Below are 12,591 nucleotides of genomic sequence, written 5' to 3'. Positions count from 1 at the left end.
GTTCGGAGGCAGGCCGGGCCGGGGTTCCGGCGGCGCCCGGGCCGGACGGCGGGGCGAGCCGGCCCAGTCCCGGCGGAAGGTCGGACACCGTGGTGTGCGACCAGGCCAGGGCCGAGACGTCGGCGATCGGTGAGACGAGCATCAGATCTCCCTCGACGCCGCGTGCAGTGGTCCGGCCAGACGGGACGGGACGCCGTCGGCGCTCACCGCCAGCGCCCAGACGTGCAGGACCAGCCCGTCCGGCGGCACCGTGACATTGGCTGACGCCTGGTTGTCCGCGCCGCGTACGGCGGCCACCGCGGTCGCGGCGGTGCCGGACGCGTCCCGCACCACCAGTCGGTCGATCGGCGTGAGGTCGGCCCGGTTGCGGATCGTCGCCAGCGACGCGGTCGCCGTGCCGAACGAGTTGTCGGCCGTGACGAACACGTACGGGTCGCCGTCGACGTCCGTGCAGTCCAGTTGGACGGTGGCGGTCCCGGCGGCCACGTCGAGCCCGAGCAGCAGCGGTGCCAACGCCCGTGACGGGGATGGCACGTGCACCACCACGCCGAGCGTCTGGGCCGCCGCCGAGGGCCGGCCGGTCGCGTCCACGGTGCGCAGCGTGTAGAGCCAGCGGGACGGCCGGTTGGGCAGGGTGTCCTCGAACGACGACGACGGATCCAGTACGCCGAGCCGCTCGGCCGCCTCGTCCAGCCCGTCCAGCCGGGTCGCGGCGTAGGCCAGGAACCGGTCGGGCACCTGACGGGCCGCGTACCCCGCTCGCAACGCCGCCTGGTCGGCCGGCGAGAGCGCCCAGGCGACGGTCGATCCGTCCGCGCGGACCAGCGAGATCGACCCGGGCTCGACCCGCAGCCGGGGCAGGACCGCCGAGGCCGGGATCCGTTCGAGCAGCATCCGGGACACCAGAGCAGCCCCGGCCGGCACGTAGTCGGCCGGGCGGAGCACTCCGTGCACGGTGTCGCCGGCTTGCCGGCGCAGCGTCAGCGCGGGCACGTCGGCGAGGTCCACCGGCATCAGCGAGGGCCGCCCGTAGTAGCGGGCGGTGACCTCGTGAGCGGCCACCGTCGACTCGTTGCCGGGCCGGGGTATCGGCTCCACTGCCGCCCGGCGGTCGGGCACATAGGACTCGGCGTCGGCGGCGGTCACCCCGAACGCGAGCCGTTGCCGCGGCACGGTGTCGCTCGTGGCCACCCCGGCCGGCCGGACCAGCTCGTAGGTCTCGATGCCCGACCCGCTCAGCGCCGCTCGGGGCACCACGTCGACCCGGTCATCCCAGTACTCCGGATCGAGCTCGGCCGATGTGGTCCGGTTGATCGTCAGAGGACCGGGCACGGGCGCCTGCGCCGCCGACACCGGGCTGGCCGCCAGCTGGAGGACCACCGCGGTGCCGGCCGGGTGCCCGAGGACGCGGTACGCCAGGCCCAGCACCACGCTCACCCCGGCGAACTCGTCGGCGGCGATCGGCCGGCTCGCGACGACCGGCAGGCTCCAGCCGCCCGGGACGGCAGTCGGGACGCCGGCGGGACTCAAGGCGATCGCGGTCAGCGCCGAGCCGTGCCGGTAGACCCGGAACTCGGCCACATCGGGCGCGAGCTCGCGTTGCTCCGGTCCCCAGCCCCAGCGCAGGAGGACCACGTCGCCGCCGACCGCGGTGGCCGCCTGCGCCGCCGTCAGGTCGGGGTCGTCGTGCTGTAGAAGCGTGACCTGCACACCGGCGGGCGGAACGACCTGCGGGTCGACCGGCGCGGCGAGCGGTGGCGTGGTCGGCACGGGCGGGCGAACGTAGGTGCGCAGCGGAACGGGCGCGGCGACGGCGGGCCCGGACGGGCGGCCGATCGCGTCGACCGAGCGCACCCGGTAGGTGACGTTCTCGCCGTAGGACAGCACGTCCGCCTCGAAGAGCTCGGTCACCTGCACGAGCCCGGTGTAGGAGGACGGCGCCGCACCGGCCGGCGGGAACGCGGCCAGCAGGTTCATCCCCCACGCCGGCGTGTCGGAGCCGGTCGGGGCGTTGCGGCCGGAGACCTGCATGCCGTCCCTGTCGGCGGGCGTGAACGCCTGGCCCGCCCAGCTGCGATCGAGCAGGTAATAGGCGACCTCGGTCGGCGGGGCGCTCACCGAGGGTGGCAGGAACGCCAGAGCGGCCGGGTCGATCGAGGGCGGCGCGGCCCAGACCACCTCGAACCCGCGGCCGGTGTCCAGAACACCGCGAGCCGCCGTACGCGCCGGGTCGGACAGGTTTGTCGCCCGGATCATCGAGGGCGGGTCGGGCGATGCCGTCGGGCCGTACTCGATGTCGTAGATGTTCTGTTCGACCGTGACCGGTTCGTCGGGCTTGAGCCCGGGGTCGAGTGGCCGCAGGACGATGCCGGACACCGCCAGGTCGCCCTCGACCACCACCATGTCGACCGGGGTGCCGAAGTCGAGCACGGTGCGCCGGTCGCTCGTGGCCGACACCGAGGCGACCACCGTGCCGTTGCGCGATCCCCGCGCGGACACCTGCCCCCGGGTCTGTAACTCGATCAGCACCCGCCGGCTCGGATTGTCCAGCGCCAGCTGAAGGCACTTGAGTTCGAACCCCTTGCGGAACGTCGACGGCGAACCACCGAAGGTCTCCACGGCGACGACCGTGCACGGCCGGTCGGTCCACACCGACGCGTCACCCCAGCGGAAAGAGCGTGGCAGCCGGTAGCCGCGGGGCACCGTGTGCAGGTCGAACATCTGCTCGTCCCGGTCGCTACGGGGCACCGAGCCGACGATCCGGTAGTCGTAGCGACGCCCGGGAGTCAGCGAGTCGCGGTCCAGATGCGCCAGGCCCCAGCCCCGCCGCCACGGCGCGAGCAGGGTCGGCGCAACCGCCAGGCCGTACGGCGAGACGTCCCAGTCGTTGCCGCCGGCCCCCGGTTTCTCGGACACCACGCGCATCGCCGGCACACCACCGCGCCGGCGCAGCGCCGCATCCGCGTACCGGGTGACGTCGCCGAAGTTACCCGCGATGACCTCGGGCGCGGCCCGGCCGTCGGCCAGCGCCCGGCCGTCGGCGGCGGTCGGCACCGCGGCATTGACCGAGCCGAACGGCACCTGCAGGTTCTTCACGATCGGGGTGAGGCCGGTCCACTGTTTCTCGTCCGGGACGTCACCGCAGACCTGCGCGGTCGCCTGGCCGAATCCGGTGACCAGCCAGACGATGCCGAGGTCGGTGCCGCGCAGGATGACGGTGGGCCCGGGGAACACGGCACCGGCCACCACCGTCCCATCGTCGGTGCCGACGAACGCCGCCCGCGCCTGCGGCGAGGTGATCCAGACGACGCTGTGCCGCCGGACCAACTCGATGCGGTAGGTCCACAGCGCCTTCGGGTCATTCGGATCCCGGGACTGCGCCCAGATCACGGCGTCGGGCAGCCAGAGCCGACCGAGTTGGCGGGCCTCAGTCAGCTGAGCGGTGGTTAGGTCGAGGCAGAACTGGTCCTTCTCACCGCGCGCGTTGCGCCGGTAGATCGTGAACCCGTCCAGCGAATGACCGGTCGGCCACGGCGGCGACCACAGCAGATGGATGCCGTCGAGTTTGCCGCCGTCCAGGCGGGAGATCGCGTGCAGCCTCATCGCGGCGCCCGCGTCGGACTGGTGGAGAAAGTCATGGCACGCTCCGCCCAGCGTCGATGTGCCAGTCGGTGTGAAGCCAGTCGGCTCAGCTCAACTACTTTATCCATCGGGGAATGCGCAACACCAGAAGTCTGACCCATGCGGACGGTGACACGGCCCGAACCGCCGATGCCGGGCAACTGGCCGACGCGTTCAATCGGATCGTCGATAAGGTCGCCACCACGATCCGCGGCATCGGCGAGGCGGCGGGTCTGCTGGTGACAGCCGTGCAGGATCTCAACGCGGTCAGCGCCCGTCTGCAGTCGGGTGCCGCCTACGCCTCCGACCAGCCAGTGTCGGCTCGCGCCGCGAGCGAGCAGGTCAACGCGGGGCGCACTCGATCCGGCGGGCGCAGAGCAGACCAACCTGCTCGCGCTCAACGCCACCATCGAGGCGGCCCGGGCGGGCGACATGGGCGAGGGTTTCGCGGTGGTCGCGTCCGGGGTGGCGGATGGCCTTCGTCGTACGCGATGGGGTCCCGCTCTGCCGCAGATGGCGTCAGCGGGCCTGGTTCAGCGCCCGGGTCAGTTCCCGATTGGCCGCTCGCGCAGCTTCGAGTTCCTCGGTCCGCTCATCGAGTTGGCCTCCTGTGTCGGCCAGGTCTTGTTCGAGCAGCGTGATGCGGCGTTGAAGCTGCTCGATGTCTGCGGACGCACCAAGGCCGGATTCCCTCCATGCGGTTTCACCGAGGTTCTCGGAAAGACGCCTCGCCAACTGCCGGACACGGACTGTCAGCCGCCTGTTCCGCTCCAGCGCGTTGGTCAGGTCTGTCCGCAGCGAGGCCCGGCTGACGGCCGCGATCCGGCCTTCTTCTGGTGGGGCTGCTGCGGCGGCGTGGACGCGTTCGAGGAGGTCGCGGTGCCGGTAGAGGTAAGTGCGGTCCACTCGTGCCGCGCGGGCCAGTCCGGAGACTGTGATGTCCTGGTTGCTTCGCAGCAGGACATCGAGGGCTTTCAGAACGCGTTCGCGGCGGCGAGCTGAGTCGGCCTGCCGTCCGTCGATCATGCTGGTCATCCGGTTCTCTCCGGGCGAATGTCGGGTAGGGGCTGGCGGACGCGCGGCATGCCCAGGGAGACGCCGCGGCTGCGGCGGACCAGCGCTACTGCCTCGCGAATCTGGGCCCGGTCCTCGTCGGTGAGGTCGTCGAGGTCCTGGCGCACCCGCTGAACCAGACGGCGGACACGGGCAATCTCGTCGTCCGATGGTGTGGCCTCGGTCTTGGCCCAGGGATCGGCGTTGGCGAAGGCGGCCAGACGCTCACGGTTGCGCAGCAGGTCGGCCAGGTATGCCTCAAGGTCGGGGAGGTAGGAGACGTCGGTGCGGAAGTGTCCGCAGCCCACGCAGCGGAAGCGCACGGGGCAGTCGTGGCCGCCGGCTGCAACGTTGGAGGGTTCGGTGCAGGTGCCGTAGGGGACTTGGACGGAACCGATGGCGCGGCGGGCGTGTTCGGAGTCGAGCAGGGCTTTGGCCTGGCGCCAGATGCGTGTGCCGTGCCGGTCGAACTGCATGGTGGTGACCCGCTCGACCGCTTCACGGCGGCGTTTCTCGCCGACGCGGTAGTACCGCTGCGTGGTGCTGGCTTGGCGATGATCCATCAACGATTGGAGAACGTCTTGGGGGACTCCGGCGTCGGCATGCCGTTGTGCGTAGGTGTGCCGGTAGGTGTAGGGGTAGATCTTGTTCTTGTCGAAGGGCAGCATCGTGGTGACCCGGTTGCCGTCTTCGACGATCACGGTGGTGACCAGGAAGTCGGGCATGCCCTTCACCCAGGCTCGGTGCTGTGCCGACACCCACTCGTAGGTTGTCGCCTTCGTGCCGTGGGGGTTGGCCAGGGTGGCGGGGAAGAGCTTGAGCTTGTCGGCCGCGGGCGCGCTCTTGCTGCTTGATGATGAGCGCGGCGGTCGCGCCGGGGATCGGCAGTCGGCGAGCGTGCCGAAGGCTCTTGGTGTTGTCGTAGACAAGGACGGGGCTGCCGTCGCTTTCGCGGTCGAGGCACTGCCATGGCAGTTTGCAGATCTCGTTGGGGCGCCTGCCGGTGTCGATGATCAGCTCGACGGCCGTGCGGACGTCTGTGGAGCTGACGGCCTCAAGGGAGTCGAGGTGGGCGCAGAGCTGCCGCATGACTTCCGCAGGCAGGTCACGGCCGGCTTCGGAGTCCTCGGGGTCATCGGGGATGTCCTCCTGGCGGAGGGCGAAGTCGTCCGCCAGGCCGTGCAGGGGCTGGCCGGGCTTGGTCAGGCCCAAGGTCCTCAGCCGGGTCAGCACGCGTCTGGTGTCGCGGACGGTCATGTACTGCGTGCAGTCGGAGATGTCGCCGCGTTCGTTGAGGAAGCTCAGCCGGCCCAGGAAGGCAGTGATGTCGAGGCGGCCGAGCACAGGCAGGTCGACGCCGTGGTCGTCCCGGCTCAGGTGCAGGCTCGTGGAGAAACGGCTCAGGGACTTCAGGGTGCGCTGGACGGTGGTCTTGCCGCTCTTTCCGCGGCGTCGGGGGATGTCGTCGAGGGCCCAGGCCTTGGCTCCTTCCCTCAGCCAGGGCTGGGTGATCCCGGTGAAGGAGAAGGTGCCGCCGAGGCCGAAGACGCTCGCGTCCCAGACGTCCTTGTGGCGTTCGGTCTCCGGGCTCAGGCCGAAGCGGCGGATGTGCTTGAGGAAGCCCCTGACCTGGGTCCTGTCGTGGCGGGAGAGGACGTCCAGGTCGAGTTCGTCGAGTGAAGTGACTTGTTGCGCACGGGCGTTGGTGGACAGATTGCGCAGCAGGTAGTCCTTGTGCAGGAGTCCCTGGGCGATCCGTTCCTGGAGGCTGTAGAGGATCTCGGCGACCACACGGTCGGGCAGCCCGCGAAGACTGACCTTGCGGGACTCCGCGATGGCCGGGGTGGTCAGCCGCCAAAGATCCTCGTCCTCCAAGGCGCCTGCTTGGCGGAGGTCACGGCACTGGTCGGCGTGGGGCATGCAGTACCCGCCCCCGGTCTCGCCTTGCCGGTCACAGGCCGCGACGCGGCAAGGCCCCAGGGCGGGCAGCGGCTGTACTTCGGGGTGAGCGAGGAAGTCCTCCAGCGGGAGCCCGTAGACCTTGCGCCTCTGGTAGTCATGCGACGAGCACAGGAGTGTCGCGCGTCTACCCGGCCGCTCGCAGCGCGCGACCTGGCAAGGAAAGAACCCGACCATCCGGCCCGATCGCCTGATGATGACGAACTCGTCGAAGGGCAGGCCGCTCTTCTTCCACCGCTCGGTGCAACCGGTGCACATTCCCTTCTGGTGGGCGAAGTACGACATCTTGTCGCAGCCAGCCACCAGGCAATCCTCACCGCTGAACTGTGGGTGCGAGCGAGGCAGCAGCAGAACCCGGACGTGAGGATCCCAGCTGAGCAGCTGCAGGAACTCCGGTTGGACGGCGCCCATGAGCCCAGCGGTGACCGTGTCTTCCCCTGCCCCGTATCGGGGCGTTGCGAGTGCCAGGCTCACCGGGCCTCCCCCTCAGTCAGGCGGGGCGAGGGCACACGCTCCACGGCCGCGCGCAAGCGTGAGCGGTCCGGATGCAGGTAGGGACGGGGTGACGCCGGGTTCTTCTGACCCAGCAGGGCCTGAACCTCATCCAGCGTGCCGCCGGCATCCACGACGTTGCTGGCCATCGCATGCCGGCACATGCGTGGCCCGACCAGGCGGCCCAGTCCTGCCCGTCCCGACAGCGACTCGCACAGCTCTCCGATCGCGCCGGTGGTCACCGGCGAGCCATAGGGCGGCCGGAAGAGGTTGACCAGCAGGAAATCGCTTCCGCCCTCCCCGAGGATCTCGTAACGCTCCACCGCGTACTGGTCGGCGGCCTGCGCCACCAGGAAGTCCACCGGCATCACCCACGACTTCCTCGACTTCGACCAGGCGCCATTCACGTTCTGCCGCCGGATCACGTGCAGATGGGCCCCCTCGACATCGCACCCCAGCGAGCGCGAATCCATCAGCAGGTGGACATCGCAGCGGTGCAGCCCCGCGACCTGTCCCGGACGCAGCCCCACCCGCGACAGCAGCAGCACGATCAACCTGTCCCGCGCTGACCGACAGGTCCGAAGCATCGCCACGACTTCCTCGTCACTGGCCCGGTCCACTTCCGTCTCCGGCTCCTGCAGCCGGTGACGGGCCCGCAGCCGGTACCGCATCCCACCGCTCTCGCCCTGAGCCTCCACCGGCAGGTCACGGTCATCCCCCAGCTCGTAGAGCTGCTCAAGGACCCAGGCTGGCGCGACCTTGTTGACCACCGCGTGAAGTAGGAACATCCGTACCGCGGTCAGCACCTTGTTGATTCGCGCATCCCCGCGGACCGGCTTTCCTCATCGACTGAATAGCGTGATCACTGGCGGCACTACCGCAAGGACGGGACCGGTGAACCCGTCTGATCACAGGGTTCCCGACCCAGTGGTGCTTCAGGTTTCACCGGCCCCGTGAGTCACCATTAGTGGTGCTTCGGAGGGCGAGTGGGGCTGCAACTGCTGAGGCAAGAGTGGTCGATGCGGCCTGTGTGACAGGAGACTTCATATCTCTGTCCGTTTGAGTCGAGTCGCTCCTGTCTGATCCCAAAGCGCCCCCGGTTGACGCTGTTTGCGCCCTGGGGATGCGTCGTGCCCGACGGTAGTACCGAAACATGACGAAACAGCGCCCGTATCCCAGCGACCTGTCCGATGCCCGCTGGGAATTGATCGGCCCCACACTCACCGCCTGGCGGGCCGAGCGCCGAGGCAAGGGCCTGGACATCGGCCGCCCGCCCGAGCACGACCTGCGCCGCATCATGGACGCCATCCTGTACGTCGACCGCACCGGGATCCCCTGGCGCTACCTGCCGCACGATTTCGCACCGTGGGAGACGGCCTATGGCTACTTCGCCGCCTGGCAGAAGGAAGGTGTCTTCGACCGGCTCAACGGCCTGCTTCGGCGCCTGGTGCGCGAAGCCGAAGGCCGGGATGCCGAGCCGAGCGCATGCGTGCTGGACGCGCAGAGCATCAAGACCTCCGCCAACGTGCCAGCGGCCGGCCAGGGCATCGACGCAGGCAAGAAAATCGCAGGTCGCAAGCGCCACATCGGCGTAGACACCCTCGGCCTGCTGCTGGCCGTCTGGGTGACCGCGGCGAGTGTCTCCGACAACACCGGCGGCATCCACCTGCTCTCCCAGATCTCCGCCACCAGCCCCCGAGTGACCAAGGCGTGGGCCGACACCGGCTACCGGACGAAAGCCATCGACCACGGCGCCCGCCTCGGAATCGACGTCGAAGCCGTCCGACGTGACCCCGGCGTAAAAGGGTTCAAGGTGATCCCCCGACGTTGGGTGGTCGAGCGGACGTTCGGCTGGCTGATGCACCACCGCCGTCTCGCACGCGACTACGAGACCCACCCTCACCGATCCGAAGCCATAATCCACGTCGCGATGATCGACCTCATAAGCCGACGCCTCACCAATGAATCCACTCCGAACTGGCGCGACATCTGAACTTCGAACCAAACAACCTCGCCGGGACAAAACGCTCTTTTAGGGTTTCACTCACCCAGAGCCGTTCCCATTTGCGGTGCAGTCTATCCCCTACTGTTCATGATCTGGCCATGATTGCGCAAGCCGTTTTGGGACAACGCCTCTGAGCTGCTTGCGCGCCACTGATACGGATGTTTCCAGTGCCTTCAATGAGATAAATAGGGCGAGCAGGTTGAACGCTATGGAGGCACTTCAAGGTGATAGTTCGGAGAAGGGCCTCTGTGCGGCAGCTGCACGTGTTGGAGTGCCGTGGCTGGAATGGCGAACCCTGCCCGGCCGGTGCCGCGTCGTCATCATCGAGAAGCACCTGGAGGCGACCGAGCATCACCGTCTCCGCAGCCGCCGATGCAAGCGCCGGCCGTGGGCCCACCACGTGGAGCTCGCCCACGGCGCGCACCGCTTTGGCTTGGAGTGCTGGTGGCACAGCCAGAAGTGGATGAAGAACGTCACGGTGCCCGAGACCGCGGCGCTCCTTCGTCGACCAGGCGCTCGCCGCCGCGCAGCCGGACGCCGTGGTGCCAGCCGCGCGTGCTGAGTCGGACACGACGACACCGGTGTAGGCCCTCCGGCCTTTCGTAGATACCCACGCCCGATGGGCCGTACGGGCTCTCCCGTTGCGCGGCTGCGGGCCCCCGGCGGGAGGCGCGGAAACTCCGGTGCAGCCCGCTCCGGCCCGCGCGTACGCTGGCCGTGCCGCAGGCGTGACGACATCCCCGCCCGGCACAACCCTGAAGGACTTCACGTGAGCACTTCATTCCCTTTCCTGCAGGACTGGATGGACAAGGCCCTGCAGGAGCACCCGCTGCGCGACTACTTCGATCTGGCCAGCGGGAACGGCGCCGCCGACAGTGTCGCCTCCGCCATCATCACAGCCTTCGAGGACATCATCGAGGCCCTGGAGAAGGCGAAGCCCGAGCGGCTCGCCGGCGTACGCCACGACTTCCGCAAGGCCGCCACCACCGACGACCTGCTGATCGTGCGGGCGGAGATGGTCTCCGGTGCCAAGCTCGCCCGCGCCGAGATCCCCTTCGACTTCGGCCGGCGCAACGGCGCCACCGAGCCGGACCTGATGCTGCGGGACATCAACCTCGCCATCGAGGTCAAGGCCCGTCGTCTCGACGGCCTGCAGGACCTGCGCGACGAACTCCAGACCGCGCTCGCCGGTCTCACCCCGCCGGTCCTCGTGGAACTCCGGACCGACTCCCAGCCTCTCGTAGTCAAGAAGGCCGTGCGGGACAAGGTGGTCGAAGAGACCGTCCAGCGGGCGCGCAGCCAGAACTACGGCACTGCCGTGACCACCGTCGACCAGCCCTGGTCGGCCCGCGAGCGTCTCCTGATCCACGTCGGACTCCACCAGGCGGGCGATCCCACGGGCGGATCGCGGATCGTCGTCACCGGCGGCTTCTGGGGCGCCGAGCCAGGCCCGCACATGATGGACGTGGAGGACGCCGTGCTGGCCGTCCTGGAGGACGACCAGAAGATCCGGCAGGCCGGCATCAGGCCCACCATCCTCCTCTTCGACGCCGCCCGTACCGGCATGGCGTGGGTCCGCTCCGAGCTGGTCTGGGCGCAGCGTCTGGCGATGCGGCTGCCCGCCACCACCCCGTTCGTGGGGGTCGCCGTGATGACCCCGAAGCTCGACGACCCCGACGTGGGCATCGCCTTGGGGGTGCGCGAGAACTTGTCCGCCGAGGGCCGCGCGGCCGTGGACGACCTGGCCCGCCGCCTCGGGCTCACCGGGGTGTGATGGGCCCCGGCCCCGGCCCCGGGGCGGACACGCGAACGAGTCCGGACCGACTCGGTCCTGTGACTGGGCGCGTCACCTGGCGAGTAACGGGAGTTGAGGGAAAGACCTTCGCGGTCACGCGCGAGGGCGCGAGACAGTGCAGCGGGACGAGCTCGGCGTGAGAACGGAAGGCACCGTGGGAAAGGTCGACGGCAAGAACTGGAAGCCGCGGGAGGGCGCCCGGTTGGGGGCGTGGACCTTGGTCGGTCGCGGCTACCTCGGTAAGGGCGGCAACGGAGAGGTCTGGGAAGCGCGCCGTGATGGCGACGACGGCCGGTACGCGATCAAGATGTTCGGCCTCGGGAGGCTTCTGGCGGATCGCCGCCAGCGGTTCGCCGACGAGATCACGTTCCTGCGCGGCTACGCCAGCGAGGGCGTCGTGCCGCTCGTCGACTCGCACGTGCCCCAGGACACGCGAGAGATCTGCTGGTACGTCATGCCAATGGCCGTCCCGCTGGATAGGGCCCTCGGCGACACCCCGACCGAGGAGACGATGCTGGAGGCCGTCGCCGCCTACGCCGACACGCTGGCCACCCTCGCGGAGCAGAGTGTCCACCACCGCGACATCAAGCCGTCGAACCTGTTCCAGCGTGACGGCCAGTGGGAGATCGGCGACTTCGGACTGGTCACCTTCCCGGGCAAGGACGACGTCACCAGCCCGGCGGTGAAGCTCGGCCCGGCCAACTTCCACGCCCCCGAGATGCTGGAGCCCGTCGACGGCGTCGACGGAGGTCCGGCGGACGTCTGGTCGCTGGCGAAGACCATGTGGGTGCTGCTGCGTCGGACCCGTTGGCCGCTGCCAGGGGAGTACCGGCCCGGGGGTGAGTACAGCCTTCAGGGGCACATCGCGTTGCCGTGGGCGGGCGAGCTGGACCGGCTGATACAGCGCTGCACCGTGCTCCGCCCGGCGGGTCGGCCGGCAATGGCTGAGTTCACGAAGGAGATCCGCGCCTGTCTGGCCGAGCCGCCCGAATCGCGCGAGACCGCGTCGATCGCCGAGATGCAGGACCGTCTCGCCGTCCTGACTGCTGCGCCGCACGAGGCCGCGCAGCAGGCCCAGGAGCGCCGGAACTTCCTTGACCGGCTCGCCCTGGAGCTTAACGTTCTCTTCACGGACCTCTACGGCGTGGTCGACGGGATGCTCCAGAGCAAGTTCCTCTACTACGAGAGTCAGCCCGAGCCGAGCGACGCGACGCGTCTGCTGCCCATGGTGACGCCCCAGTGGGTACATCAACGCGGCGCACTGTTCACCTCGCCGGATCAGGCCGGCAAGGCCGCGGTGAAGTTCTCGTTCGTGGTGCGCCTGGTCGACGCGGTCGACGACGGGGCAGAGATCGCCTTTGACCTGCGGGTGGTCCACCGGCACCACGGTCTGGAGGACTATCCCTTCGAGCTGCAGCGCACCTGGAACGTGCCTGTCGGTTCCGTCCAGTTCGCCCGGATCCTGGACGAGATCCGTGCCGTCGCCTCCAACGCCGTGCCGGACTTGCTTCCGCTGATCCTCCGCATCTTGGCCCTGGCCGACGACTACGTCCCGGACTGGTACACCAAGGCCCGCGCGCGGGACATCTGACCAGTCGCGACGACGAGGGCGACCTCGGAGAATCATCTCCGGGCCACCAGTCGCGACGACGAGGGCGACCCGGAG

7 protein-coding genes and 2 pseudogenes are annotated in these 12,591 nt (G+C 69.4%); 4 read left to right on the top strand and 5 right to left on the bottom strand.

Annotation, left to right across the window (positions count from 1 at the left end):
• Positions 1-141: 141 nt before the first annotated feature.
• Positions 142-3,603, bottom strand: coding sequence for a hypothetical protein (locus ABZ490_RS49760; protein ID WP_359006859.1), 3,462 nt, complete (start codon positions 3,601-3,603; stop codon positions 142-144).
• A gap of 390 nt (positions 3,604-3,993) precedes the next feature.
• Here ABZ490_RS49760 and ABZ490_RS49755 point away from each other — a divergent pair.
• Positions 3,994-4,080 (top strand): annotated as a pseudogene (locus ABZ490_RS49755) (methyl-accepting chemotaxis protein); the annotation flags it as partial.
• Between the two features lie 60 nt (positions 4,081-4,140).
• Here the strand turns inward: ABZ490_RS49755 and ABZ490_RS49750 are convergent.
• The 4 genes and pseudogenes from ABZ490_RS49750 to ABZ490_RS49735 form a co-directional block, all read right to left on the bottom strand.
• Entirely contained in the window at positions 4,141-4,656 is a 516-nt protein-coding gene (locus tag ABZ490_RS49750) for a DUF6262 family protein (RefSeq protein WP_359006856.1), read from the bottom strand.
• A complete protein-coding gene (locus ABZ490_RS49745; RefSeq protein WP_359006894.1) occupies positions 4,653-5,237 on the bottom strand; it encodes a hypothetical protein in 585 nt (194 codons plus the stop codon). The genes ABZ490_RS49750 and ABZ490_RS49745 overlap by 4 nt, the downstream gene beginning before the upstream one ends.
• Positions 5,238-5,249: 12 nt before the next feature.
• Positions 5,250-5,342, bottom strand: a pseudogene (locus tag ABZ490_RS49740) (hypothetical protein); the annotation flags it as partial.
• Positions 5,343-7,103: 1,761 nt separating this feature from the next.
• Positions 7,104-7,931, bottom strand: a complete 828-nt coding sequence (locus ABZ490_RS49735) for a site-specific integrase (protein ID WP_359006853.1) — start codon at positions 7,929-7,931, stop codon at positions 7,104-7,106.
• 347 nt (positions 7,932-8,278) lie between these two features.
• Between ABZ490_RS49735 and ABZ490_RS49730 the strand changes: the two genes are divergently transcribed.
• The 3 genes from ABZ490_RS49730 (at position 8,279) to ABZ490_RS49720 (ending at position 12,516) form a co-directional block, all read left to right on the top strand.
• Entirely contained in the window at positions 8,279-9,118 is an 840-nt protein-coding gene (locus ABZ490_RS49730; RefSeq protein ID WP_359006850.1) for an IS5 family transposase, read from the top strand.
• 781 nt (positions 9,119-9,899) lie between these two features.
• Complete coding sequence (locus ABZ490_RS49725; protein WP_359006847.1) at positions 9,900-10,904, top strand: hypothetical protein; 1,005 nt, start codon at positions 9,900-9,902, stop codon at positions 10,902-10,904.
• 136 nt (positions 10,905-11,040) lie between these two features.
• Positions 11,041-12,516 (top strand): protein kinase, encoded by a 1,476-nt coding sequence (locus tag ABZ490_RS49720; RefSeq protein WP_359006844.1) that lies wholly within the window; start codon positions 11,041-11,043, stop codon positions 12,514-12,516.
• Positions 12,517-12,591: the final 75 nt, after the last annotated feature.

This window comes from Streptomyces sp. NPDC005811 (genome assembly GCF_040630405.1).
Classification (GTDB): Bacteria; Actinomycetota; Actinomycetes; order Streptomycetales; family Streptomycetaceae; genus Streptomyces.
Note: the sequence above shows the minus strand (reverse complement) of the source record. Positions and strands in the feature narration are given on the sequence as shown.

Excerpts from the sequence above, each read along its gene's own strand:
- ABZ490_RS49760 (WP_359006859.1), bottom strand. The coding sequence starts at position 3,603 with ATGAGGCTGCACGCGATCTCCCGCCTGGACGGCGGCAAACTCGACGGC.
- ABZ490_RS49730 (WP_359006850.1), top strand. The coding sequence starts at position 8,279 with ATGACGAAACAGCGCCCGTATCCCAGCGACCTGTCCGATGCCCGCTGG.
- ABZ490_RS49750 (WP_359006856.1), bottom strand. The coding sequence starts at position 4,656 with ATGACCAGCATGATCGACGGACGGCAGGCCGACTCAGCTCGCCGCCGC.
- ABZ490_RS49745 (WP_359006894.1), bottom strand. The coding sequence starts at position 5,237 with ATGGATCATCGCCAAGCCAGCACCACGCAGCGGTACTACCGCGTCGGC.